We start from the raw sequence: 24,693 nt of genomic DNA, 5'->3' as shown, positions 1-24,693 counted from the left end.
TCCACTAAACAAGCGGCGCGAATAATTCATGCGGCAGGTCGAGGCCGCGCAGTTGATGTCGGCCGAGCGACTTCAACCTTCCGCCATAGGCATTGGCAAAGTCGTCGCTCACGATCAGCGGCAGATCGAGCGATTTGGCGACGGCCTCGATGCGGCTGACGAGATTGACCGCAGGCCCGATCACCGTGAAGTCGAGGCGGTCGGCCGCACCGATGTTGCCGTAGATGACGGTGCCGTAGTGGAGCGCGATGACGATTTCGAGCGGCGATCCGTTCGGTAGCGACGCTCCTTCTTGCGCGGAGCCGAGCGCCGCCAGCGATTCTTTAGCTGCCGCGAGCGCATTTGCGGTGATGCGGTTGGCCTCGTCCGGGCTCGTCACCGGAAAGATCGCAAGCAATCCGTCGCCGACGAATTTCAGAATTTCGCCGCCATGATTCACGATGGCCTTCGCCTGCAGGTCGAACAGATCGTTGAGAATGCCAATGACCTTCTCGCCGGGGAGTTGATCGGACATTTGCGTGAAGCGGCGCAGGTCCGACGACCAAAGCACGGCGGCGATCGCTTCGCCGCTGCCGCGCCGGATTTGGCCGGCCAGCACCTTCCGTCCGGTCTGGGGTCCAAGATAGGCCTTGAGGACGTTTTGCGCGATTTGTCTCTGGCTGTTCATATCCGCGGCGATCGACAGCCGTTCTGACACGGCCGTGAGGTCAGCGATCTCCTGCTCCAAAAACCCGCCGGGCCTGTCGGTGACATAGGCGGCCATATAGGCCCGAGGCCCAAAGGCGCCCCCGACGGGAAGCGCAAAATAATCGGTGGCGCCGCGCGCCTTCAGATCGTGCAGGATGGAAAAGTCCAGTTGTGCTTCCGGCCCTTCCAGGCTGCGCCGCAAGATTTCGCCGGCCCGCACCCGCATCACCGGATTTTGCGCGGGCGGAACAAGATCGGCGACTTCATGCGTGATCATGATCTCCTGCGTCTGCGCGCTGGTGCGCCACCAGACGTAGGCGGAGCCTAGAAATTGAGGATGCAGCGTGCCACCGCGCAGATTGACACGCAGCAAGGGAATCCCGGCCGCCACGAGCCGCCACGACAATTCGTCGATCGTTCGAGCGAAAGAACCGATCTGCCGGGCATCGCCGATCAGCCATTCGATGATTCTTTCGATCGTGTCGTGATCCGGCCGTTCCGCGGCCGGGCGTTCGAACACCTCCGTGACGATGACATTGCGGCCTTCGACGATAAGCGAGGAAGATGCGGCTTCGCCCAATGCTCGCTCCTTGGAAGCCACACACCAGCGTGGGCGAATTTCCGGGGGGCACCGACCCCAAACGCCCTCATACGCTTCCAAGATATCGCCAACAACATCCGCCGCGAAGCGTTAAGCCAGGAGTAATTGACCAAATGACCAAAATAGTATATTGGTCATTCTTGGGACAAGACGGAGAGCTTCATGGCCGCGCTCGATGGAAAAACTGCTGTCGTTACAGGCGCGTCTTCCGGCATCGGTAAGGCAACGGCTTGCCTGCTCGCGCAGCAAGGAAGCCACGTCTTCATCGCGGGGCGGAGCGCGGAGCGACTCCGGGAAGTAGCCCGGTCAATCGAAGACGCGGGCGGCCGGGCGAGCGTCGGGGCCTTCGATCTGCACGACTACGACAAGCTGCAAGCCTTCGTCGCCGATGCCGCCGAGCAGACCGGGCAGCTCGATATCGTCGTGAACGCAGCGGGAGTCCACCATCCAGGCACCATCGTCGACGGCAAATTGGCGGACTGGCGGGCGATGTTCGAAACGAACGTTATTGCGGTGCTGGCCGGCAGTCAGGCTGCGATACGTGTCATGCGCGAGACCGGAAGCAAGGGACACGTCGTCACCATCTCCTCCTATGCCGGCCAAGGTGAGGGCTATCACGTCTATGGAGCAACAAAGGCCGCGGTCAATTCCATTTGCAAGGTGCTTCGCAAAGAACTCGAGGACGAGCCGATACGCGCGGTGACCATTATGCCGGGGGCGGTTGCCACCAATTTCGGGCGCCACTTTCCACCTGAATTCGTCAACGGCATGTTCAAATCAGTTGGCATCTCGGCCGCGTTTCAAACAGACGACGTGCTGTCGGACGAGATGCTCGAAGACCTCAGAACCCGCGCTTCCGCTATCTTCGCCTCTGCGGACGATATTGCCCGGGCCGTATTATACGCGGTAACACAGCCTCATGACGTCAGCGTCTCCGAAATCCTCGTCGGTCCTCGCAAATCCTTCCCCGGCGCGGCTTAACGCGACCATCGAGGGAAGCGACAAGCGCGACCGGATTCTCGACGCCGCACAACGCCTGTTCGTGCGTTACGGCGTGAAGCGAACCTCTGTCGATGACGTGGCGCGAGAGGCCGGTATTGCCAAAGGAACTGTCTACCTTTCCTTTAACTCCAAGGCTGAACTTTTTGCCGCGATCGCCGACCGGCTGTGCGCGAACACGCTCGCAGATGCCCGAAGGATTGTTCTTCAAGCTACGCCGCTGAGCGAACGGCTGGTTGGGATACTCGATTGCTATATCGGAGCACCCCATCGGCTTGTCGCGCAATCGCCGCATATCGCCGAATTGACGGCGTCAAAGGAAGCGCTCGCGGCGGCAGCGTTCGACACGCTCGACCAACAGATCCGCGCATTGCTCGGCACGCTTCTCAATGAGGCGGGGATAACCCGCGACGGGGCGGTCGATATGTTCCTGGCTGCAGGCATGGGGATGCTCCACACCGGCGACTGCGCGGAGCAGCCGTATCGCTCGCGCCTCACCGCTATGGTCGATACGCTCATGGCGGGCCTTGGCGGCGACGCGAAGGGTTGAAGGTTGTCGGGCAACGCGGCCGTGAGGTGCGACTAGGCTCGATAGCACGGTCGTTCTTTACTTGCGGCTGTTACGGGATGCTTGCGGCCGAAGCCGCTTCTTCGCCCGCTCAGTGTCGTCCTCGCGTCGCGACACCGACTTCGCCGCTCCTTGCACCCGCAGGCCATCAACAAAAACATCGAGCAGCCGCACCACGCTCTTCTGCCAGCCGGGCTGGTCGTGCAGATAGCACATGCCGACCAGCGCCCGCAGCAGGTCCTCCGGGCTGACATCGCTGCGTATCTCGCCGGCGGCGACGGCGCGGTCAAGCAACGCGCCGACGGCTTTGGTCAGGCGCTCGAATGAATAGGCGGTGAGGTCCGACTGGCTATTCATGGCAAGCGCGAGCGCCGCCGACATGCCTTTCTTGGTGGCGACGAACTCGACATTGGACCGCAGCCAGCGGCGCAGCGCGTCGACCGGCGACGGCTCGCTCTTCAACGCTTCCGCGAGCTCGCCGAGTTGCTGCACCTCGCGGCGGTAGACCGCCTCGAACAAAGCCTCGCGCGTTGGGAAATGACGATACAGCGTGCCGATGCCGACACCGGCGCGCTTTGCCACAGCCTCCAGGCTCGCGTCCGGACCGCCGGCGCTGAACACAATTTTGGCAGCCTCCAGCACGCGCTCGCGGTTGCGAACCGCGTCGGCGCGGGGCCTGCGAAGGGTTGCTGCGGACTGATCTGTCATCCGAATAATCTAATCACGATTCGACGAGATTTAATTGGATCACGATCTCATCTCTTTGTTTGAGCATGATCTTTTCGAACAATTGATTTCCATTTTTCCCGATCAGGCTAGTTTATCCTGCCCCTTGCGAAACGGAGGATGCCTCCGTATATGGCGGCAGGCAACAAATCTACAAACGTCCGCCGATCGACCGCGGCGGCCGCGCCTCCATTTGACCATAGCATTGATCGGAGCCCTGCATGAGCTTCCCTATCAGCCTTACCATCAACGGCGTCCGGCGGGACGTCGAGCTGGAAGACCCCCGCGTCACGCTGCTCGACCTGTTGCGTGAGCGTCTTCATCTGACCGGCACCAAGAAAGGATGCGACCGCGGCCAATGCGGCGCCTGCACCGTCCTGGTCGACGGAAGGCGGATCAATTCCTGCCTGGCATTGGCGGTCAGCCATGACGGCGCCGACGTGCTCACCATCGAGGGCGTCGCGCGCGGCGACCAGCTCCATCCGGTGCAGGCCGCGTTCATCGCGCATGACGGTTTACAGTGCGGGTTTTGTACGCCCGGCCAGATCATGAGCGCGATCGGACTGATCAACGAAGACCAGGCCGGCGATGACCCGGAACGCGTCCGCGAATGCATGAGCGGAAACCTTTGCCGATGCGGGGCTTATGCGGGGATCACCGACGCGGTGCTGGAAGCCCAGCAAAACCTTACCGCGGCCAACCAGAGGCGCTCCGCATGAAGACCTTCGATTATTTCAGGCCCGCGACCGTCTCCGAGGCCGTCGCCGCCGCAGCCCATCCGGGCACGGCCTATCTCGCCGGTGGCACCAACCTGCTCGATTTGATGAAGGGCGGCATCGCCAGCCCGGACCGTCTGGTCGATGTCGCGCAACTTCCGGGGCTCGACCGCATCGAGCATCTCGCCGATGGGGGGTTGCGCATCGGCGCGCTGGTTCGCAATGCCGATCTCGCGCACGATTTTGATTTCGCAAAATCCTATCCGGCCGTGGCCGAGGCGCTTCTGTCCGGTGCTTCCGCACAGCTTCGCAATGCCGCGACCGTGGGCGGCAATCTCTTGCAGCGGACGCGCTGCGGATATTTTTATGATCCCGCCAGCTCCTGCAACAAGCGCCAGCCCGGCACGGGCTGCGATGCCCGCGATGGCGAGAACCGCCTGCACGCGGTGCTCGGCTGGAGCGAGGGCTGCATCGCTACCCATCCATCGGATTTCTGTGTGCCGCTGGTCGCACTCGACGCCGTCGTCGAGATCGAGGGCAAAGCCGGCCGGCGCGAAATTGCGCTGGAGGCGCTGCATCGTCTGCCCGGCGATACGCCGGAGCGGGAGAATGCGCTCGAGCCCGGCGACCTGATCGTCGCGCTGCGGCTGCCGGCCGAAGCAAGCGGGTTCTCGGCGCACGCGCGCTATCTGAAAGTGCGCGAGCGCACGTCTTATGCCTTTGCGATCGTCTCGGCCGCCGCAAACTTGCGGATCGAACGCGGCACGATCCGGGAAGCGCGGCTTGCGCTCGGCGGCGTCGCTCCGAAACCGTGGCGGGCACGCGCAGCGGAAGAGACGCTGGCCGACGCCAGTCCCACTCCCGCGGCCTTCCGCCGCGCGGCGGAGGTAGCCCTCGCCGAGGCAAAACCCTCCGGCGATAATCTGTTCAAGATCGAACTCGCGCAGCGCATTCTGGTGCGCGCACTGACGCTCGCTGTGGCTGGCACGCCGAAACGCGTTCCCGCCCTTCCCGCTTCCCCCTTCGCATCCGTTTCCGGAGCATTGCAAAATGCCTGAGATCAGCCTCACTCACACTGCCGCCCATGCCCGCCACGGCTCCAATATCGGTCAGCCGCTGACCCGCCGCGACGGCCTCCTCAAGGTCAAGGGCGAAGCCCGCTATGCCGCGGACAATCATCCGCCCGGCATGCTGCATGCGGTTCTCGCGGTCTCCAGCATCGCGCGCGGCCGCGTGAAATCCCTCGACGTGGCGGCGGCGAAGCGCCACCCCGGCGTGGTCGAAGTCATGACCTCTGCCAACCGGCCGCCGCTTGCGGAGGACCCGGACGCGAAAACCAATCCCTTCATGTTCCGGATGGAACTGTTGCAGAACGACAGCGTGCGCTATGCGAACCAGCCGATCGCGGTGGTAATCGCCGAAACGCTGGAGGCCGCGACCGAAGGCGCGGCACTTCTCTCGCCGCAATACGAAGTGCTGCCCGCGCGCGTCGGTCTCGACGCCGGCGAAAGTTTTGTGCCGCCCGCCGTCGGCATCGGCAATCCGGCCGTGATCGAGCGTGGCGATGTGGGGGCGGGTCTCGCTGCCGCCTCGAAGCGCATCGAAGCGACCTATGAGACGCCGGCGCAATACCACAACGCGATGGAGCCGCATGCCATCGTGGTCGCATGGAACGGCGATACGCTGTCGATCGATACGCCAAGCCAGGGCCTCGCCATGGCCCAGGGGCGGATCGCGGGACTGTTCGGCATCTCGCCGGACAAGATTCATATCCGCAGCCCGTTCTTGGGTGGCGGTTTCGGCTCAAAGGGCCTGGTCTCCGGGCCGCAGGTGCTCGGCATCCTGGCAGCGCGGCTGGTCGGCAGACCTGTAAAACTCGTGCTGCGCCGTGAGCACATGTATGGACCGGTGGGCCATCGTTCGGCCTCCCGCCAAAAGCTTCGCATTGGCGTTGACGGTGACGGTCTTTTGACCGCGATCGATCATCACGCGAAGATCGCGACCAGCACGTTCGACGATTTCTACGAACCCGCCGCCGATGCCTCGCATACGCTGTACGCGAGCCCGGCGATCGCGACCTCGCACGAAGCGGTGCGGATCGACACCGGCACGCCATTGTTCATGCGCGCGCCCGGCGAGGCGACAGGATCGATCGCGCTCGAAAGCGCGATCGACGAAGCGGCATGGGCCTGCAGGCTGGACCCGCTCGCGTTTCGCCTCAAGAACTATGCCGAAGTCGAGCCGATCTCGGGCAAGCCGTTTTCGTCGAAAGCCCTGCGCGAGTGCTACGCCCAAGGCGCCGAGCGTTTTGGCTGGTCGAAACGACCGCTGGCGCCGCGGCAATTGCGCGATGAGGCGGGCCTATTGGTCGGCTGGGGCATCGGCACCGCGACATTTCCGGCGCTGATGTTTCAGGCCGAGGCGCGCGCGGTGGTCCGAAGCGACGGCTCAGGCGTGATGGAGACCGGCGCCCACGACATGGGCCAGGGCGCCTGGACCGCGCTCGCCCAGATCGCGGCCGATGGCCTCGGGCTCGACCTCGAACAGGTCGAGTTCAAGGCCGGCACCTCCGACCTGCCGGACGCCGGCATCGCCGGCGGCTCGGCCCACACCGCGACCGCCGGCATGGCAATCCATAACGCGGGCTCAGCCGTGATCGCCAAACTCGCCGATCTCGCGACCGGCGATGAGCACTCGCCGCTGTTCGGGGCGGGCAACGCCGGTGTCGTCGCGCGCGACGGCCGTCTGTTTCGGCGCGACGACGAAACGCGCAGCGAGAGCTATGTCGATATTCTCGGCCGCGCTGGTCTTGCGCAGGTCGAGGCCCGCGGCAAGGCCGCCGTCGATCCCGCGGCGCAGGCGAACTACGCGATGCATGCGCATGGCGCCGTGTTCGCCGAGGTTAAGGTCGATCCGGATTTGGGTCAAATCCGCGTCACCCGCCTGGTCGGTGCGTTCGCGGCAGGACGGGTGATCAATCCGCACCTCGTGCGCAGCCAGATCTATGGCGGCATGATCTGGGGCATGTCATTCGCTCTGCACGAGCAGGCGATCACCGACCGCCGCTCCGGGCGGATCATCAACGCCAACCTCGCGGAATACCACGTCCCGGTGAATGCCGACGTGCCGTCGATGGAGGCGCTGATGATCGAAGAGCATGATCCCCACGTGAACGCGCTCGGCATCAAGGGCGTCGGAGAAATCGGCATCACCGGCTCGGCCGGCGCCATCGCCAACGCCGTCTGGCACGCCACTGGAGTGCGGGTGCGGCGGTTTCCGATTCCGATCGAGGAGCTGGTGATGGGGACGGCGAGCTAACGGGTTCGGGTTTTTACCCGCCTGTTCGTGCAAGGCGCGCCTGCCACCAGATGAAGAACGGCGCGCCGATGATTTCGAGCGCGGTGAAGGCGATGAACGGCAGCGGCGGCACCCCGACAAAAGCCATCGACAGCAGGCGGCCGATGCCGCCGAGGAAGATCATGCCCCACAGCACGCGGAACAGCACCGTCTGCTTTTCGATGTTTGGAACGAGCCAATAGAGCGCGATGCCGAGGCCCAGCCACACGCCGCCGAAGAAGCGAAGATTGCTGTCGAGCAGCGCATTCGGGGGGATCTTGGCGGCGGCGTAGATGGGATCGCTAAGCCCGAACATGGTAATGATCCCGGTGAGGACGGGGACCGCACCAAGGATAGCGGTTGCAATCTGACGTCCGCGCCTGTTCATGCCCCGCTAATCCTGCATATGCCGGAGCTCGTCGACCAGAACGCGAATGTTCTCGCTGTAGTCGATCGGAACGGCGATCAGGTGCAGCCCGCCGGCGGAAAATGCCTGCTCCAGCGCCGGCACCAATTCCGACGCCGAAGTGACGCGCCGCCCGCGCGCGCCATAGGCGGCGGCATAGGTGACAAAATCGGGATTGCCAAAACTCAGCCCAAAGTCCGGCATTCCGTCAACGGCCTGCTTCCAGCGGATCATGCCATAGGCGTGATCTTCGATGATCATCACCACGAGATCGAGATTTAGTCGCCGCGCGGTCTCGAGCTCCTGGCTGTTCATCATGAAACCGCCGTCGCCGGCGACCACCAGCACGCGGCGTTTGGGATAAAGCAGCGCCGCCATCATCCCCGACGGCAGACCGGCGCCCATCGTGGCCAGCGCGTTGTCGAGCAGAAGCGTGTTGGCGACGTCGGTGCGGTAGTTGCGCGCAAACCAGATCTTGTACATGCCGTTGTCGAGCGCGACGATGCCGTCGGGCGGCATCACCTGCCGGACATCGTGCACGATGCGTTGCGGGGTCAGGGGAAAGCGATCTTCGTCGGCACGATCGGTGATGTGACGGAGGATCTCCTTGCGCAAGGCGACCCAATCCGGATTCATCCTGACCTTGCCCTCCAGCAGGCCGGCGAGCAGGCCAAGGCCGCTCGCGATGTCGCCGACGACTTCGGCTTGCGGAAAATAGACCTCCTCAACCGCCGCCGGCTCGAACCCGATATGAATGACCTGATGCCGGCCCTGGGTCATCAGGAACGGCGGCTTCTCAACCGTCTCGTGCCCGATGGTCACGATCAGGTCGGCGCGATCAATCGCCCGGTGGACGTAATCGCGCTCGCTCAAGGCCGCGGTGCCGAGATAGAAGTCCGACGCACCACCGACGGCGCCCTTGCCCATCTGCGTGTTGAAGAAGGGGATGCGGACGCGGTGAACGAACTCGGAAAGCGCCGGCGCGAGCCGGGGCCGATTGGCGCCGGCGCCGAACATCAGCAATGGAAACTTCGCCGCCAGGATCAGCTCGGATGCGCGCTTGATGGCTTCCGGCGAGGGAACGGGAATCTCCACGGCATGCGGCGGCACCAGCGCCACATCGCCCGCTTCCTCCCTGGCGATGTCTTCGGGCAATTCGAGATGTACCGGGCCGGGGCGCTCTTCGGCGGCGATGCGAAACGCATTGCGGACCAGCGTCGGAATGCTCGATGCGCTCACGACCTGTTGCGACTGTTTTGCGAGCGGGCGCATGGTCGCGACGATATCGACGATCTGGAAGTGCCCTTGCCGGCTCTGTCGAATGGCCTTCTGGCCGGTCATCAGCACCATCGGCATGCCACCGAGAAATCCGTAGGCAGCACCAGTGACGAGGTTGAGCGCGCCGGGACCGAGTGTCGAGAGCGCGACACCGGGCTTGCCCGTAAGCCGCCCGTAAGTGGCGGCCATAAAAGCCGCCGGCTGCTCGTGACGGGTGACGATCAGCTCGATCGAAGATCGCCGAAGGCTATCGACAACGTCGAGGTTTTCTTCACCCGGCACTCCGTAGATTCGATCGACGCCCTCGTTCTCGAGGGCCGCCACGAGCAGATCCGATCCCTTCATGTTCGACCCCTTCCGTGCATCCGAGAATGCCCAAGACAGTTCCGTCTGATTGAACAGGATATAGGCTACGAGAACGTGGATCGCCCCCAAAAAACGAAAACCCCGGCCGCAGGGACCGGGTTTTTGCAAACAAGCTCGGTTGCGGAGACCGCAACCACCGAGATCTTTACTTTCGCGGCCTGCCCCGCTTTGCAAAGATCAATCCCCGCGCATCGGCAGTGCACCGAATTTGGCTTGCCAATTTGAGGGCCTGGTTACGCTCCGGACCCGGGGGCATCAATCGGGCAAGCTCCAGGGCGTCCGCTGCGAGGTTGTCCCAATCAAGCCTGTCAGGCGAGCATTGTTTTTCTTTGCCCATCGCTCTGCAGAGTTCCCGCTGCCTGGACTTGTTAAATCCTTTGACAGCGAGACTCTGATGCGCATGACATTATTCCCGCCCTTCGAGGGAAAGTTCGCTGGCGTTACCCGCCGAAGGCACTCATGAGCGCGGCCGATAGCAGAGTCTTTTTCACAAGCGTTGCCCCGGCGCGGCGCAACTATCGGCGGGTCCTTCGCGAATCTAAGCGTTGCAATATTGAGGCGCGCCGCCGGCGGAACGTTGCCGCGACCATGGAGGTCACGTCGATGCGGGCTTAGTCGTTAGGAGGCCGCGCCGCGCACGGATGATCGCGAAAACGCGAAACTCCCGCAGCTTTCGCTACGGGAGCTTCGGTCTAACTTGGTTGCGGGGATAGGATTTGAACCTATGACCTTCAGGTTATGAGCCTGACGAGCTACCGGGCTGCTCCACCCCGCGATAAACCTTGCGCGCCCTCGTTAAAAAACCGAATGCCGAAACGGGTTTGGCCACCGCGCAAAGCGCCGATCGATCCCGTCCGGAGGCTTCCTGAGAAGGCAACCCTTGGCAAAGGCCGTTGGGTCGCTGGGGGTATGTACCAACGCAGGTCTGCTTTGGAAAGGGCCGGAAGCCGACTTTTGAGGATTTTGTGACGGCCAAAACGGGCAAATTCGTCGCGAAAACCCGCCTAACCGGCCCCTCTTGCCAGAACTTGCGCAAAAGCCCAGCCTTCGGGCCAACAGCCCGGCCAATGCGCCGGGCGATATGCGAATCTGGGGGGATTGGGCGTGACGGACACATTCGATTTCGTGGTGGTTGGCGGCGGTTCCGGGGGCTGCGCGGTCGCGAGCAGGCTCTCCGAGGATCCCAACACGTCGGTGGCGCTGCTGGAAGCCGGCGGGGAATGCGACAATTGGGTCGTGACGTCGCCAGGCGCGATGATCCTGATGATCTCCGGCAAGGTCAACAACTGGGCCTTCGATACGGTGCCGCAACCGGGTCTCAACGGGCGCATCGGCTATCAGCCGCGCGGCAAGGGGCTCGGCGGCTCGTCGGCGATCAATGCCATGGTCTATATCCGCGGCCACCGCAGCGATTACGACCACTGGGCCGCGCTCGGCAACACCGGCTGGTCCTATGCCGACGTGCTGCCCTATTTCAAGCGCTCGGAGGATAATTCCGAACTCGACGGCGAGTATCACGGAAAAGGCGGCCCGCTCCATGTCACGGGGCTCCGCTCCGACAATCCAGTGCGGGAGACCTATCTGCAGGCCGCGCGTGAGGCGCAATTTCGCATCCGCGACGATTTTAATGCCGAGGAGCAGGAGGGGCTCGGCACATACCAAGTCACGCAAAAGAACGGCGAGCGCTGGAGCGCGGCGCGCGGTTACATTCACCCACATCTGGGCAAGCGCGCGAACCTGCGCGTCGAGACCCAAGCGCGGGCCACCCGCATTTTGTTCGAGCGTAACCGCGCGATCGGCGTCGAATATTTGCAAGGCAAGGAGACCAAACAAATCTGGGCCCGCCGCGAGGTGATCCTGTCCTCCGGCACGTTCCAGACCCCGCAACTGCTGATGCTGTCGGGCATCGGCAACAGTGCCGCGCTGGCAAAACACGGCATCGCGACCACGCATCATCTGCCCGGCGTCGGGCAGAACCTGCAGGACCATCCGGATTTTGTTTTCGGCTTCACCTCCGACGCGCCGTACTTTGCGGGGCTGTCGTTCGGCGGCATCGCGCGGATCTTCAAGGGGATCGCGCAATATCGCCGCGAACGGCGCGGACCGATGACCTCCAACGTCGCCGAATGCGGCGGCTTCCTCAAAACCCGCCCCGACCTCGACGTGCCCGACATCCAACTGCATTTCTGCATGGCGATGGTGAACGATCATGGCCGCAAGCCGCGCTGGGGCACCGGCTTCTCGTGCCATGTCTGCCTGCTGCGGCCGCACAGCCGCGGCAGCGTCTGGCTGCAGAGCGCCGATCCGCTGGCAGCGCCTGCGATCGATCCGAATTTTCTCGGCGAGGAGGCCGATCTCGACACCATGGTTGCCGGCTTCAAGACCACAAAACGGCTGCTCGATGCGCCCGCGCTCAAGGCGCTGCAAACCTCCGACGTCTTCACCGCGGGCATCGAGACCGACGCCGATATCCGAAAAATCCTGCGCGAGCGCGTCGACACCGTCTATCACCCGGTCGGCACCTGCAAGATGGGCACTGGCGATCCGCTCGCCGTGGTCGACCCGAAACTGAAAGTCCACGGCCTCGAAGGCCTGCGCGTGGTCGATGCCTCGATCATGCCGACCTTGATCGGCGGCAACACCAACGCGCCGACCATCATGATCGGCGAAAAGGCCGCCGACATGATCAAGGCCGAGATGCGGGCGAATTGATTTCGCGCCGCATCGTCATTGCGAGGAGCGAAAGCGACGAAGCAATCCACACTTGCCTTGTCGCGCTATGGATTGCTTCGCGGAGCCTGTCATCGGGCGGCGCTTTGCGCCGACCCGTTGGCTCGCAATGACGTGGAGATAGTTACCGCTGCATCACGTCAGCAAAAATCCGCCGTCGAGAATGATTTCTTTACTGACGTCGAATAGACCGGACATGGACTCCGCGATATCTGCGGTTTTATTGATACAGACGATTTTAGCGATCTCAAACCCGTTTGGTTGACCAAATCCAACCCACGCAACAGGCGGAAAATTCTCGTCCATGAACGGTTTCGACGCCGCGGTCTATCTGGGATTGGCCATCGCCGTCGTCACCGGCTTCAATGCCGGCTTGCTGCGCAGCGCGGTGACGATCCTCGCCTATCTGATCGCGATGCCGATCGCGGCCTGGGCGATGACATTTGTTGCCCCGGCGATCGGCAGCCAGCCGGGCACGCCGCTGTTGGAAAACGCGCCGATCCTGTTCGGGATTTTCCTCGCCACCGGGATCGGGCTCGGAAAACTGATGCGAATCGCGCTCGACGAAACCATGGGAACGGAACCAGGCCTCGGCGATCGCCTCGCCGGCGCGGCGCTCGGCGCGGTACGCGTCGGCCTGATCGCGACCACGGTCGTGCTGATGTTCGATACCCTGGTGCCATCGGAGCGCCAGCCGGCGTATCTTGCCGCTTCGCGGCTGCGGCCGCTGTTGTCGGTCGCCGGCCAAAGGGGCTTTCAGTCGCTGCCGCCGGACGTCGTGGCCTATATCGACCGGCTCAGGAAAGACCAGCGGATTTGAGCCCGGCATAGTCCCCAGATATGCATTTAGGCAGAGCCCGGTCCCTTATCAGCGGCGCCCGGGTTCGCTAGAGTGTTGGGATCGGACGTCAAAAATCACCTGACATAACGGGAGCGAGACAGTGGATCTTGGGATCAAAGGCCGCCGCGCCATCGTGTGCGCATCGAGCAAGGGATTGGGACGGGCCTGCGCGATCGCGCTGGCGAATGAAGGGGTGCATGTCACGCTGACGGCGCGCGGTGCGGAAGCGCTGGCGAAGACCGCGGGTGAGATACGCAAGGCCAATCCGACCGTCACCGTGACCGAAATCGTCGGCGACATCACGACACCCGCGGGACGCGAGGCCGTCCTAAAGGCCTGTCCCGAGCCGGATATCCTCGTCAACAATGCCGGCGGCCCGCCGCCCGGCGATTTCCGCAACTGGACCCGCGACGACTGGATCAAGGCGCTGGACGCCAACATGCTGACCCCGATCGAGCTGATCAAGGCGACGGTCGACGGCATGATGGCCCGCAAATTCGGCCGCATCGTCAACATCACTTCCGCCGCGGTGAAGGCGCCGATCGAGGTCCTGGGACTGTCCAACGGCGCGCGCACCGGCCTCACCGGCTTCGTCGCCGGCATCGCGCGGAAAACCGTGATCAATAACGTCACCATCAATGCCCTGCTGCCGGGGCCTTTCGACACCGATCGGCTGCGCGGCGCGGTCGCGAAGGCGGAAGCGGAGCGGCGCGGGATCACGGTGGATCAGTTGTTGGCAGAGCGGGCCAAACAAAATCCCGCCGGACGCTTTGGCGACCCCGAGGAATTTGGGCTCGCCTGCGCGTTTCTGTGCGGCGCCAAGGCCGGCTTCATCACCGGCCAGAACATCCTGCTCGACGGCGGCGCGTTCCCGGGCACGCTCTAAGCAGAGGTGCTGGAATGAAGGCCGTCTGGTACGAGCGAACAGGTGCGGCGGCCGATGTCCTGACCTTCGGCGAGATGCCGACGCCGGTGGCGGGCCCCGGCGAAGTCCTCATCCGGCTGGAAGCTTCCGGCGTCAATCCGGCCGATGTCGGCCGCCGCGCCGGCAGCTATCGCGCGATGGAATTTTCGCGCGTGATACCGAACAGCGATGGCGCTGGAATAATCGAACAGCTCGGCGACGGCGTCACCCGGTTTGATATCGGTCAGCGGGTCTGGCTGTTCAACGGCCAGCGCAACGGCCGCGCCTTCGGGACCGCGGCCGAATATATCGCGCTCGCTGATTATTTGGTGACGCCGTTGCCGGACGATGTTTCCTTTGCGGCCGGCGCCACGCTCGGCATCCCCTGCATGACCGCGTGGTCCTGCCTGTTCGGCGATGGATCGATCGCGGGCCAGACGGTGCTGGTCACCGGCGGCGCCGGCGCCGTCGGACATTATGCCGTGCAATTGGCGAAGGCGGGCGGCGCGCGTGTGATCGCGACCGTCAGCTCGGCCATAAAGGATATGGAAGCACGCCTTGCCGGCGCTGATCTCGTCGTCAACTACAAAACCGACGACGTCGTTGCAAAAGTCATGGATTTCACCGAGCAGCGCGGCGTCGACCGCGTGGTCGATGTCGACTTCGGCGGCAACATCGCGACGACGCTGAAGCTGATGGCGATGAATTCGACGATTGCCGTCTACGCCACCAATGGCAATCGCAGCCCGACATTGCCGATGCGCGAATTGATGGAGAAATGCATCGCGCTGCGCGCACTGGTGCTATTCGCGCTGCCGCCGCCTTTGCTGGCGACCGCTCAGGCCGATATCTCCAAATGGCTCTCAGCGGGTCCACGCATCCACAATATCGCCGCGCAGTTTCCATTGTCGCAGACCGCGCAGGCGCATCTCGCCGTGGAAAAGGGTGACAAGCTCGGCACCGTCGTCGTCGACTGCGCGCGAGCATAGTCGGCTTCATTCGAAGCGTAGCGACGATTGCCGTTTCTCCCTGGCCCCGCTCTTCGCGGGGAGAGGGTTGGGGTGAGGGGCCGCTTCCGCAAGTTCTAAAGTTGAGGAGTGCGCGGTGAGTCCCCCTCACCCGGATTACTCCGGACGATGCGGAGCCTGTCATCGGGCGCGCGTTCGCGCGACCCGTTGGCATCGCTCGTAGCAATCCGACCTCTCCCCGCAAGCGGGTAAGGTGACCGTTACACCGGCGTGGTCCGCTCGTCGTTCCAGGTCAGGCCGAACTGGTCGAGCCCCTCGGCGAGGTAATCGCTGACCAGGGGTTCGCCGAGCAGATCGCTCGCGGCGCTCTCGCTGAATCCGTCCGCGGCCTCGCGGCGCAATTCGTCCCAGTCGTCGATGGTGCCGTCGCCGCGGCCGAGCCGCATCAGCGCGATCAGGTCGATCTGCTCGTCTTCGGTCATGGCATTGATGAAGCCGGTGATCTCGCGCACCACGGGATCGCGGCCGTCATCCTCGAGCACGTCGATCATGTTGTCGTCGGCGCCGTTCGACCCGGAATCCGGATCGGTGGCGCCTTCCTTGGCATCGAATTCCCGGGTTTTCTCGATCAAAAAACCGACCTTTTCGGCCGAAATCGCTAATTCTGGCATCTTGCGGCTCCCTTGCCTTGCGTGCCCGTCAACGCGCTTGTCCGCAAGATGATCCATTGCGCGAACGCACGGAAACCAGCATCTTTGCGCCCAAGAAACGAACACGAAACGAGCATTTAGAGGGCGGCGGATGCACTGGAATGTGGGCAAGGTCAAAATCACCAAAATCGTCGAGCTGGAGACGATCGGCAGCACGCGATTCATCTTACCCCTGGCCGGCAACGAGGAAATCCGGAAACTGCCCTGGCTGATCCCGCATTTCGCGACCGAAGAAGGCCGGCTGAAAATGTCGATCCACGCGCTGGTGGTGGAGACGCCGTCGCGCCGGATCGTGGTCGATACCGGGCTTGGCAACGACAAAGAGGGCCGCAACGTCCCGACCTGGAATAACCGAAACGGCCCTTTCCTCGAAACCATGCGGGAGGCCGGTTTTGCGCCCGAGACGATCGACACCGTGCTGTGCACGCATCTGCATGTCGACCACGTCGGCTGGAACACGACCCTCGCCGGCGGCAAGTGGGTGCCGACTTTTGTCAATGCCCGCTATGTGTTCGGCAGAGGCGAGTACGAGCACTGGCGCGATCATAGCCACGAGCCCTCGCAGGCGGCGGTTTTCAGCGATTCCGTAAAGCCGATCGTCGACGCCGGCAAGGCCGACCTCGTCGCCAGCGACGCCCGGCTCGGCGATGAAATCACAGTGATCCCGACACCGGGCCACAGCCCGGGCCATATGAGCATTCTCATCGAATCGGCCGGCGAAACGGCCCTGCTCACCGGCGACGTCGCCCATCACCCCTGCCAGATGGCGCATCTCGGCTGGTCATCGACCGCGGATTCCGACCCCGTCCAGTCTGTGGTGACGCGGCGCGAATTGTTCTCCCGGTTCGCCGACACGCCGACCTTGGTGATCGGCGGCCATTACAACGCCGGCCACCTCAAGCGCGACGGCGATGCCTTCAAATTCATCGCCCTGGGATGACGGCAGCCCCGATGGTGGTGAGGAGCGCGATCCGCGTGTCTCGAACCATGCGGCCCCAATGCCGCCCATCCTTCGAGACGCTGCCTAAAGGCCGCTCCTCGAGATGAGGGGAGCAGCAATGCAGCGGTCAGTCAGCAGTTGAATTTCCCCCCGCGCTGTTCCAAGAAGCATGCAAGCCACCATCGTCCTAGGGAGTGACAAAATGAAGCTGGTTCGTTACGGGGCACTTGGCCAGGAAAAGCCCGGCCTGATCGACAAATCGGGTCAATTGCGCGATCTGTCGGCGCATGTGAAGGACCTCAGCGGCGAGGCCTATTCGCCGGCGTCGCTTTCAAAACTCACCGCCCTCGACCCGGCCACGCTTCCCGCCGTCAGCGGCAGCCCGCGGATCGGCGCGCCGGTGACCGGCATCTCGAAATTCGTCGCTATCGGCCTCAATTACGTCGATCACGCCAAGGAGACCGGAGCGCAGATTCCAACCGAGCCGATCTTCTTCCTGAAAGCCAATACCGCGCTGAGCGGCCCCAACGATCCGGTCGAGAAGCCGCGCGACTCGATCAAGCTCGATTGGGAAGTCGAAATCGCCGCCATCATCGGCACCCGCGCCAAATACGTCTCGGAGGCCGACGCGCTCAACCACGTTGCCGGCTACTGCGTCTGCAACGACGTGTCCGAGCGCAATTTCCAGCTCGAGCGCCTCGGCCAATGGACCAAGGGCAAGTCGCACGACACGTTTGGCCCGCTCGGCCCCTGGCTCGTGACCAAGGACGAGATCCCGGACGTGCAGAAATTGTCGCTGTGGCTCGACGTCAACGGCAAGCGCCGCCAGACTGGATCGACCTCGACCATGATCTTCTCGATGGCAAAATGCATCGCCTATGTCTCGCGATTCCTGACGCTGTTGCCGGGTGACGTCATCACCACGGGCACCCCGCCCGGCGTCGGCGCCGGCATGAAGCCGCCGCAATTCCTCAATGTCGGCGACGTCGTCACGCTCGGTATCGAGGGGCTCGGCGAGCAACGGCAGCAGATTATTGAGGCGTGAGGCTTTTGCGCCGCCGTCGCAAATGCCAACCACCGTCATTGCGAGGAGTTAACGGGTCGCGCGAACGCGCGCGCGATGACAGGCTCCGCGACGAAGCAATCCACGGTTTTTTCGCGGCTCTATGGATTGCTTCGCGGAGCCTGTCATCAGGCGGCGCTCCGCGCCGACCCGGTGGCTCGCAATGACGGATGATTTTCCGCCTGAGCATATTTCAAAGGTTGCAACATGAAACTCACATTCTCCCCGGCCTCACCATTCGCCCGCAAGGTGCGCATTGCCGCGATCGAACTCGGCCTGATCGATAAGATCGAATTCGTTACGACGTCCGTCGCGCCGGGCCAGCCCAACGAAGAATATTCGCGCATCACGCCCTTGAAGAAATTGCCGGTGTTGATCCTCGACAATGGCGAGGTGATCCTGGATTCCTACGTCATGACGGAATATTTCGACGAACTAGCCGGTGGCGGAAAATTGATTCCGGCCTCTGGCCCGGCACGCTGGAAGGTCAAGAGCGACCATTCGCTGCTGCAGGGCATGCTCGATTCCATGCTGCTGTGCCGCTATGAGAACATGGTGCGACCGGAGCCGCTGCGCTGGAAGGCCTGGTCGGACGATCATTGGAACCGCGCCTGGCAAGGCATGGCGCGCTTCGAGAACCAGGCCGAGATGCTGGCGCGGCCGTTCGATATCGCGCAGATTGGCCTCGTTTGCGTGCTCGGCTATGCCGATTTCCGCTTTCCCGATTGCGGCTGGCGCAAGGCCTATCCGAAGCTCGATGCGTTCCATGAGAAAATGCTGGCGCGGCCTTCGGTGAAGATTTCAGCACCGCCGCCGGCGTAACAAAGGAAGGTTGGTGCGATGAGTCTCAAACTCACGGTCGGCGATCTCACCATTCATCGCATCATCGAGCAGGAGACCACTTTCCTGCCCGCGCTGGACCTGCTGCCCGCGCTCACGCCGGATCTGCTCGCGGAGAACAGGCCGTGGATGCGAGAGGCCGGCGCGATCGATGCCGAAGACGTGCTGATCCTGTGTTTCCAGTCCTACGTCGTGAAGACGCCGCATCACACCATCCTGGTCGACAGCTGCATCGGCAACGACAAGCCGCGGCCGCTGCGCCCGAAATGGAACATGAAAACCGACGACACCTTTATGCGCGGGCTGGCGGCGGCGGGCTTTTCCGTTCGCGATATCGATTTCGTGATGTGCACGCATCTGCATGTCGATCACGTCGGGTGGAACACGCGGCTGGAAAACGGCCGTTGGGTGCCGACCTTCCCGAACGCGCGGTATGTATTCGGCAAACGCGAATTCGACTACTGGGCCGAGCAGCACTCGAAAACTCCGGTGCCGCCGTTCGGCGACAGCGTGCTGCCGGTGGTCGAGGCCAAGCGGGCAGAAATTGTGCGCGACGATTATGCGATCGGCGACCACGCGCGCATCCTGCCGACGCCGGGCCACACGCCGGGACATGTCGCCTTCACGTTCGGCCGCGGTAAAGACGCCGCCGTGTTCAGCGGCGATTTGATGCATTCGCCGCTGCAGACGCGTTATCCGGAGCTGTCGGCGAAATTCGATGTCGATCAGGTGCAGGCGGCTACGACGCGGCGCAATTTCATGGAACGTTTCTGCGATACCGATACGCTGTGCTGCACCGCGCATTTCCCCTCGCCCTCAACGGGAAGAATCCGCCGCAAGGGCGATGGCTTTTCGTGTGAGGCGGTCTAGTCCGAAGCCGCTTGCTCAGTTCACCTCGCCCCGCTTGCGGGGAGAGGTCGGCGCATAGCGCCGGGTGAGGGGGAGTCTCCGCACACGTTTTGCTTCAGTGTTCGCGGATAGAGCCCCTCACCCCGACCCTCTCCCCGCGAAGAGCGGGGCGAGGGAGAAGCAGCCGGCTCACTCGAACAAATTCGGCGTGTGGTTCACGACCGCGCCCTCGATCGCCAGCATCTTGAGCTTGGTGGCGACGCCGCCATTGGCGGAGAAGCCGCCGGGCTTGCCGCCGGCGGCGAGCACGCGGTGACAGGGCACCACAATCGGACAGGGATTGCGCCCGAGCGCCTGGCCGACATCGCGTGACAATTCGACGCCGCCGAGCCGTTTTGCAATGTCGCCATAGGTCATGGTCTTGCCCGGCGGGATGCTGCGCGCGATGTCGTAGACCCCGCGATGGAACTCGGGAACGCCGTCGAGATCGAGCACGACGTCGGCGAGATCGTTCGGCTTGCCCGCGAGCAATTCGACGATCCCGTCGATCGCATGTTGAACTTCGTTAGGCGGCGGCGCCTCGGCGATATCGCCATAGCGCTGGCGGATGCGGGCGCGGGTCTTGTCCTCGCTGCCCATCGGCAGTTGCACCGCATTGATGCCGCGCGGTCCCCAGGCGATGCCGCAGCGGCCGATCGCGGTGTCGAATATTGTAAACTGTTGGTCGGTCATGGCTGGCTCCAAATCTTGTCGCTCCATGGTGTGAGCTTGATCCTTGCGTGGAATCTAGGCTTGGAAATTGTTGCGATCCACCCGGATTCCGAGGGAACTTTGTACCATTATTCGTCATTCCGGGGCGGGAGCCACCGGGTCCGGCCTCTGGCCGGCCCGATGACAGGCTCCGCGAGCGAGCCCGGAATCCATAACCACGATGGGGGTTATGGTTTCCGGGCCTGCGCCGTCCAAGTCGGCTGTTGCCGACTTGGCCAATCAGATTTGCCGAACTCGGGTAAACCCGAGTTCGGGTGACGCATCCACGATGTGCAATTGCACATCGGGGAATGACAAGGGTTGGATGGGCAGTGGTTTCCGTGAAATAATTGTCTCTCTGACCTGCTTCTCCTTCCCACCGACGCCCCGCCACGAGCCCCCCATGCAAACGCTAAGCGTCAACGGATACGACATGGCCTATCTCGATGTCGGGAACGGCCCGCCGCTGGTGTGCGTGCACGGTTCGCTGTGCGATTTCCGGATCTGGTCGGCGGTGCTCGGTCCGCTGAGCCGAAAGCATCGGGTGATCGCGGTGTCGTTGCGGCACTTCTTTCCCGAGCATTGGGACGGCATCGGTGACACCTATTCGATCGCGCAGCACACCGACGACATGATCGGCTTTATCGAGAAGCTTGACGCCGGCCCGGTCGACCTGATGGGACATTCCCGCGGCGGGCATGTCTCGTTCCGCGTCGCGCAGCGGCGGCCTGATTTACTGCGAAAACTAATTCTGGCCGAACCCGGTGGCGAGCTGGATGCCACGCTCGATCCGGCATTCAAGCCGGGCCCCTCGCCGCTAGCCGCGAGGGTTGCGGCCTCCGCCGACAAGATCGCAGGCGGCGATGTCGAGGGCGGGCTGACGATGTTCTTCGACGCGATCGAGGGCCCGGGCGCGTGGGCGCGGCTGCCGGCGACCCCAAAACAGCAATTGCGCGACAATGCCTTCACCCTGATCGGCCAGAGCCGCGACAAGCGTCCGCCATTTTCGAAGCTGGATGCCGAGGCGATCAAGATGCCGACACTGTTCGTCGGCGGCGCCAACACCAAGGGCGCGCTGCCCAAGGTGCTGCATACGCTTGCCGCGAACGTGAAGGGTTCGAAGACCGCGATGATCCCCAACACCACGCATCCGATGTTCGAACAGGCGCCGCAGAAATTCAGCGAGATCGTGCTGGAGTTTTTGGGGTCATAGGAAAAGCGGCGTCGTCCCGGGTCACGATGGCTTCGTCGCGGAAAAAAAGATCGCCTGAAGCGGCATGCGTCCGGGATCGGCGCCGAATTCGCGGCGATATTCGCCCAGCAGCGCCTCGACGACACGTTCCGGCTCGACGCCGCCTCGCGTCCTGATCTGATCGACGAGCGGATTACCATAGACCGCCGCGCGCGCGAATTTTGCCGTGTCAGGAATCGCCTTGTCCAGACTTACCACGGCAGCGTTGATGCCGGTAAAGCCGGCCTCGATCAAAAATTCCTTGATGGGATCTATCTGATGGCAGGAGAACGGCACGTTGTAGAACTGAGGCGGGTCGGCGGGGAAAAAGCTTCCCGCAACCTGATGGGCGATGCGACCGAATGGGTTATAGCGATGTGAGTCCCAGACGCTGAACAGATAGCGGCCGCCGGGCCTGAGCAAGCGATAAACCTCGGAAAAGGATTTTGGTTTGTCCGGAAAGAACATCACGCCGAACTGGCACACGACGGCATCGAAGCTTGCATCCCCAAACGGAAGTGCCACGGCATCGGCAGGCTGGAACTCGACCCGCTCGCCGGCGCGAAACTTGGCACGCGCGACCTCCAGCATCGGCGGATTGAGATCGGTGGCCGTCAGCTGCGTGCCGGCGGGCAATGCGTCGCGCAACTTTCGCGTGACGATGCCGGTGCCGGCGGCCGTCTCCAGCACCCGCGCCGGATTGCCCGCGGCGACGCGTTGCGCGATCTCGGTGGCATAATCCACGAAGATCAGCGGCCCGAGGCCTTCATCGTAATACCGCGGGATATTGCCGATGAAACTCGCGTCGTTGCTCATGATGGACCTCCGATTTGCCTTAGGCCCACGAGAATAGCGCGACGGCGCAAGGCCGCCAGGGAGCTCAATATCAACGACTGGCGCTTGACCACACACCCTTCCTTCGGCTAGTTTTCGAATTCGGAATTCCGTATTCCAAAGGGTGCTGGCATGATCCCGTTAGACCCGCTGCCGAACCTGATCGATCAGGTCTATACGCGGATTCTCGAAGCCATTATCGACCGCAGCCTGCCGCCGGGACAGCGCATCCGGCAGAACGAACTCGCGCAAAGACTCGGCGTCTCGCGGCAGCCGGTTTCCCATGCGCTGCATCTGTTGCACCGGCAGGGCCTGGTCGCCGAAAGCGGCCGCAAGGGTTTTGAAGTCACCCAGCTCGATCCCGAGCGGATCCGCCAGCTTTATGAAGTGCGCGGCGCGATCGACGCGCTGGCGGCACGGCTCGCAGCGCTTCGGATCAAGGCCGATTCCGCCGGGCGCGCACAGCTTGAAGCCGCGCTGCGCGCCGGGCTTGCCGTCGGCAGGAAGGCGCCGCTTTCGCAATTAATCGCGCTCGACGTCGATTTCCATAGTGCGATCTATCGGCTGGCGGGAAATCCCGCGATCGAGGAAATGATTGCGCCGCAATGGCCGCACATGCGCCGGTCGATGGCGACCGTTCTCGCCGAACTCGATTACCGCGAAAGCGCCTGGGCCGAGCACGAGATGATTGCCCGCCATATTCTTTCCGGCAACGCCAAAGCCGCCGAGAGCGCGGCGCAGGCGCATGCGCAGAGCGCCGGACGGATGACCGAAGAGAGACTGAGAGCGACCGACAAGGCGGCGTAGCGGCCGCCGGAATCAATAACAAAAGGAGGAGCCGATGAAACTGACCCAGCAACAGATCGACGATTTTAATCGCGAGGGATGGCTGTTCCTGCCCGAATTGTTCAGCCCCGAGGAAGTGGCCTTGCTGGCGCATGAAGCGGAGGGCATCTACGACACCAAACGCCCCGAGGTTTGGCGCGAAAAGAGCGGAGCACCACGAACGGCTTTTGCCGCCCATCTCTATAACGAGGCGTTCGGGCTGCTCGGCGCCCATCCGCGCATGATCGATCCGGTGGAACAGATTTTTGGCGAAAAAGTCTACATGCACCAGTACAAGATCAACGCCAAATCCGCCTTCACGGGCGACGTCTGGCAGTGGCACCAGGATTACGGCACCTGGAAGCGCGACGACGGCATGCCGTTGCCGCGCGCGATGAACATCGCGATCTTCCTCGACGAGGTGATGCCGATCAACGGCCCCCTGATGCTGGTGCCGAAAAGCCAGCACGCCGGCGACCTCAAGGCTTCGCACGACCTTCAGACGACGTCTTATCCGCTGTGGACCTTGGACGAAGAGACCGTGACGCGGCTGGTGAGGGAGGGCGGCATCGTCGCGCCGACCGGCAAGGCCGGAGGCATGCTGATGTTCCACGGCAATCTGGTGCACGGCTCGGCCGGCAACATCACACCCTATCCGCGCAAGATCGTCTATCTGACGCTGAACGCGGTTTCGAACTACATCCGAAACCCCACGCGGCCGGAATATATCGCCCACCGGGACTTTACGCCGATCAAGACGGTCGATGACGACGCGCTGCTGCGGCTCGCCCGCGCCCATCGCCAGGCGGCGGAGTAGTTGTCACGGACACCAACCAAGTCGTCATGCCCGGCCTTGTGCCGGGCATCCACGTCTTGCCACAGGCACAAAGGGCGTTGATGGCCGGGACACGCCCGGCCATGACGAAATGTAGTTTTGGCGCAGCTACCTGCCAATAATCTGACCCGATTGGATCACTTCCATGAACCTCCATCACCTGCTCAACGCCCGCCGTGCCGCCGGTAAACCCGTCCGCGTCGCGCTGATCGGCGCTGGAAAATTCGGCTCGATGTTTTTATCACAGGTGCCGCATACGCCGGGGCTCGAAGTGCCCGTGATCGTCGACCTCGATCCGGAGCGGGCGCGCGAGGCCTGCCGCACCGTCGGCTGGGACGCCGAGCGGATCGCGGCGACCACATTCACGGCCGACAGCGCGGAAGCGACATCAGGCAATATCGAGGTGATCGTGGAAGCGACCGGCAATCCCGCGGTCGGAATAAAGCATGCCCGCGCGGCGATCGCGGCCAAAAAGCATATCGTCATGGTCAATGTCGAGGCCGACGTGCTGGCGGGGCCGCTGCTCGCGGACGAAGCGCGTAAAGCGCAAGTGGTCTATTCGCTGGCCTACGGCGATCAGCCGGCGCTCACCGCCGAGATGGTGGACTGGGCGCGTGCCACCGGATTCCGCGTCGTTGCCGCCGGCAAAGGCACAAAATATCTGCCCGCCTATCATGACGTGACGCCGGC

The 24,693-nt window shown here is 63.2% G+C and carries 25 protein-coding genes and 1 tRNA gene (1 of these 26 only partly in view); 17 read left to right on the top strand and 9 right to left on the bottom strand.

Annotation, left to right across the window (positions count from 1 at the left end):
- Nucleotides 1-4: 4 nt before the first annotated feature.
- A complete protein-coding gene (locus B5526_RS24580; RefSeq protein ID WP_079542438.1) occupies nt 5-1,267 on the bottom strand; it encodes an adenylate/guanylate cyclase domain-containing protein in 1,263 nt (420 codons plus the stop codon).
- A 183-nt stretch (nt 1,268-1,450) separates the two neighbouring features.
- On the opposite strand from B5526_RS24580, the gene B5526_RS24575 reads away from it, so the two are divergent.
- Together B5526_RS24575 and B5526_RS24570 are read left to right on the top strand one after the other, a co-directional pair.
- The gene (locus tag B5526_RS24575) at nt 1,451-2,269 is read left to right on the top strand and encodes an SDR family oxidoreductase (protein ID WP_079542437.1); all 819 of its coding nucleotides are present in this window, start codon (nt 1,451-1,453) and stop codon (nt 2,267-2,269) included.
- Nucleotides 2,208-2,837: a TetR/AcrR family transcriptional regulator gene (locus tag B5526_RS24570; RefSeq protein ID WP_079542436.1), complete on the top strand. Its 630-nt coding sequence runs from the start codon at nt 2,208-2,210 to the stop codon at nt 2,835-2,837. The genes B5526_RS24575 and B5526_RS24570 overlap by 62 nt, the downstream gene beginning before the upstream one ends.
- Nucleotides 2,838-2,894: 57 nt before the next feature.
- Here B5526_RS24570 and B5526_RS24565 read toward each other — a convergent pair whose 3' ends face one another.
- Complete coding sequence (locus tag B5526_RS24565) at nt 2,895-3,563, bottom strand: TetR/AcrR family transcriptional regulator (protein ID WP_079542435.1); 669 nt, start codon at nt 3,561-3,563, stop codon at nt 2,895-2,897.
- A gap of 239 nt (nt 3,564-3,802) precedes the next feature.
- Between B5526_RS24565 and B5526_RS24560 the strand changes: the two genes are divergently transcribed.
- From B5526_RS24560 to B5526_RS24550, 3 genes are read left to right on the top strand one after another with little or no spacing between them, the layout of a single operon-like run.
- Nucleotides 3,803-4,300, top strand: coding sequence for a (2Fe-2S)-binding protein (locus B5526_RS24560; RefSeq protein ID WP_079542434.1), 498 nt, complete (start codon nt 3,803-3,805; stop codon nt 4,298-4,300).
- On the top strand, nt 4,297-5,355 hold the full coding sequence (locus B5526_RS24555; RefSeq protein ID WP_079542433.1) for an FAD binding domain-containing protein: 1,059 nt from the start codon (nt 4,297-4,299) through the stop codon (nt 5,353-5,355). The genes B5526_RS24560 and B5526_RS24555 overlap by 4 nt, the downstream gene beginning before the upstream one ends.
- Entirely contained in the window at nt 5,348-7,615 is a 2,268-nt protein-coding gene (locus B5526_RS24550) for a xanthine dehydrogenase family protein molybdopterin-binding subunit (RefSeq protein ID WP_079542432.1), read from the top strand. Before B5526_RS24555 ends, B5526_RS24550 begins: the two co-directional genes overlap by 8 nt.
- Nucleotides 7,616-7,628: 13 nt before the next feature.
- On the opposite strand, the gene B5526_RS24545 is transcribed toward B5526_RS24550, so the two are convergent.
- The 3 genes from B5526_RS24545 to B5526_RS24530 form a co-directional block, all read right to left on the bottom strand.
- Nucleotides 7,629-8,021 carry a DUF4345 domain-containing protein gene (locus tag B5526_RS24545; RefSeq protein WP_079542431.1) on the bottom strand — a complete coding sequence of 131 codons (393 nt, stop codon included), beginning with the start codon at nt 8,019-8,021 and terminating at the stop codon, nt 7,629-7,631.
- A 6-nt stretch (nt 8,022-8,027) separates the two neighbouring features.
- Complete coding sequence (locus tag B5526_RS24540) at nt 8,028-9,662, bottom strand: acetolactate synthase large subunit (protein ID WP_079545309.1); 1,635 nt, start codon at nt 9,660-9,662, stop codon at nt 8,028-8,030.
- Nucleotides 9,663-10,381: 719 nt separating this feature from the next.
- Nucleotides 10,382-10,458, bottom strand: a tRNA-Met gene (locus B5526_RS24530).
- Between the two features lie 329 nt (nt 10,459-10,787).
- Between B5526_RS24530 and B5526_RS24525 the strand changes: the two genes are divergently transcribed.
- Nucleotides 10,788-12,395 carry a GMC family oxidoreductase gene (locus tag B5526_RS24525; RefSeq protein ID WP_079545307.1) on the top strand — a complete coding sequence of 536 codons (1,608 nt, stop codon included), beginning with the start codon at nt 10,788-10,790 and terminating at the stop codon, nt 12,393-12,395.
- Between the two features lie 153 nt (nt 12,396-12,548).
- Here B5526_RS24525 and B5526_RS37885 read toward each other — a convergent pair whose 3' ends face one another.
- On the bottom strand, nt 12,549-12,719 hold the full coding sequence (locus B5526_RS37885) for a hypothetical protein (RefSeq protein WP_154071433.1): 171 nt from the start codon (nt 12,717-12,719) through the stop codon (nt 12,549-12,551).
- Between B5526_RS37885 and B5526_RS24520 the strand changes: the two genes are divergently transcribed.
- The 3 genes from B5526_RS24520 to B5526_RS24510 all read left to right on the top strand — a co-directional run bounded on the left by B5526_RS24520 (nt 12,718) and on the right by B5526_RS24510 (nt 15,147).
- Nucleotides 12,718-13,233 carry a CvpA family protein gene (locus tag B5526_RS24520; protein ID WP_079542429.1) on the top strand — a complete coding sequence of 172 codons (516 nt, stop codon included), beginning with the start codon at nt 12,718-12,720 and terminating at the stop codon, nt 13,231-13,233. The two genes, B5526_RS37885 and B5526_RS24520, sit on opposite strands and share 2 nt — an antisense overlap.
- Nucleotides 13,234-13,354: 121 nt before the next feature.
- Nucleotides 13,355-14,140, top strand: coding sequence for an SDR family oxidoreductase (locus B5526_RS24515; RefSeq protein WP_079542428.1), 786 nt, complete (start codon nt 13,355-13,357; stop codon nt 14,138-14,140).
- 14 nt (nt 14,141-14,154) lie between these two features.
- Entirely contained in the window at nt 14,155-15,147 is a 993-nt protein-coding gene (locus B5526_RS24510) for an NADPH:quinone reductase (RefSeq protein ID WP_079542427.1), read from the top strand.
- Between the two features lie 239 nt (nt 15,148-15,386).
- Here B5526_RS24510 and B5526_RS24505 read toward each other — a convergent pair whose 3' ends face one another.
- The gene (locus B5526_RS24505) at nt 15,387-15,797 is read right to left on the bottom strand and encodes a DUF3775 domain-containing protein (protein ID WP_079545305.1); all 411 of its coding nucleotides are present in this window, start codon (nt 15,795-15,797) and stop codon (nt 15,387-15,389) included.
- A gap of 130 nt (nt 15,798-15,927) precedes the next feature.
- Here B5526_RS24505 and B5526_RS24500 point away from each other — a divergent pair, with 130 nt between their 5' ends.
- The 4 genes from B5526_RS24500 (at nt 15,928) to B5526_RS24485 (ending at nt 19,549) form a co-directional block, all read left to right on the top strand.
- Nucleotides 15,928-16,776, top strand: coding sequence for an MBL fold metallo-hydrolase (locus B5526_RS24500; RefSeq protein ID WP_079542426.1), 849 nt, complete (start codon nt 15,928-15,930; stop codon nt 16,774-16,776).
- A 202-nt stretch (nt 16,777-16,978) separates the two neighbouring features.
- Complete coding sequence (locus tag B5526_RS24495) at nt 16,979-17,821, top strand: fumarylacetoacetate hydrolase family protein (RefSeq protein ID WP_079545303.1); 843 nt, start codon at nt 16,979-16,981, stop codon at nt 17,819-17,821.
- Between the two features lie 225 nt (nt 17,822-18,046).
- Nucleotides 18,047-18,661, top strand: coding sequence for a glutathione S-transferase family protein (locus B5526_RS24490; RefSeq protein WP_079542425.1), 615 nt, complete (start codon nt 18,047-18,049; stop codon nt 18,659-18,661).
- Nucleotides 18,662-18,679: 18 nt separating this feature from the next.
- On the top strand, nt 18,680-19,549 hold the full coding sequence (locus B5526_RS24485) for an MBL fold metallo-hydrolase (protein ID WP_079542424.1): 870 nt from the start codon (nt 18,680-18,682) through the stop codon (nt 19,547-19,549).
- A gap of 168 nt (nt 19,550-19,717) precedes the next feature.
- Here B5526_RS24485 and B5526_RS24480 read toward each other — a convergent pair whose 3' ends face one another.
- Nucleotides 19,718-20,260 carry a methylated-DNA--[protein]-cysteine S-methyltransferase gene (locus tag B5526_RS24480; protein ID WP_079542423.1) on the bottom strand — a complete coding sequence of 181 codons (543 nt, stop codon included), beginning with the start codon at nt 20,258-20,260 and terminating at the stop codon, nt 19,718-19,720.
- 421 nt (nt 20,261-20,681) lie between these two features.
- Between B5526_RS24480 and B5526_RS24475 the strand changes: the two genes are divergently transcribed.
- Nucleotides 20,682-21,491, top strand: coding sequence for an alpha/beta fold hydrolase (locus B5526_RS24475; RefSeq protein WP_079542422.1), 810 nt, complete (start codon nt 20,682-20,684; stop codon nt 21,489-21,491).
- Between the two features lie 21 nt (nt 21,492-21,512).
- Here the strand turns inward: B5526_RS24475 and B5526_RS24470 are convergent, their stop codons facing one another.
- Nucleotides 21,513-22,325: a class I SAM-dependent methyltransferase gene (locus B5526_RS24470; RefSeq protein ID WP_244562050.1), complete on the bottom strand. Its 813-nt coding sequence runs from the start codon at nt 22,323-22,325 to the stop codon at nt 21,513-21,515.
- 150 nt (nt 22,326-22,475) lie between these two features.
- Between B5526_RS24470 and B5526_RS24465 the strand changes: the two genes are divergently transcribed.
- The 3 genes from B5526_RS24465 to B5526_RS24455 all read left to right on the top strand — a co-directional run.
- Nucleotides 22,476-23,150 (top strand): GntR family transcriptional regulator, encoded by a 675-nt coding sequence (locus tag B5526_RS24465; protein WP_079542421.1) that lies wholly within the window; start codon nt 22,476-22,478, stop codon nt 23,148-23,150.
- 34 nt (nt 23,151-23,184) lie between these two features.
- Nucleotides 23,185-23,985, top strand: coding sequence for a phytanoyl-CoA dioxygenase family protein (locus B5526_RS24460; RefSeq protein WP_079542420.1), 801 nt, complete (start codon nt 23,185-23,187; stop codon nt 23,983-23,985).
- A 163-nt stretch (nt 23,986-24,148) separates the two neighbouring features.
- Nucleotides 24,149-24,693, top strand: the start of a protein-coding gene (locus tag B5526_RS24455; RefSeq protein WP_079542419.1) for an NAD(P)H-dependent oxidoreductase. Its footprint extends 760 nt past the window's final position; only the first 545 of its 1,305 coding nucleotides appear in the window; it begins with the start codon at nt 24,149-24,151; its stop codon lies off the right edge, out of view.

The organism is Bradyrhizobium lablabi (assembly GCF_900141755.1).
In the GTDB taxonomy this organism is placed as follows: Bacteria; Pseudomonadota; Alphaproteobacteria; order Rhizobiales; family Xanthobacteraceae; genus Bradyrhizobium; species Bradyrhizobium lablabi_A.
The sequence above is the reverse complement of the archived record's forward strand: the minus strand, read 5'-3'. Positions and strand labels throughout refer to the sequence as shown.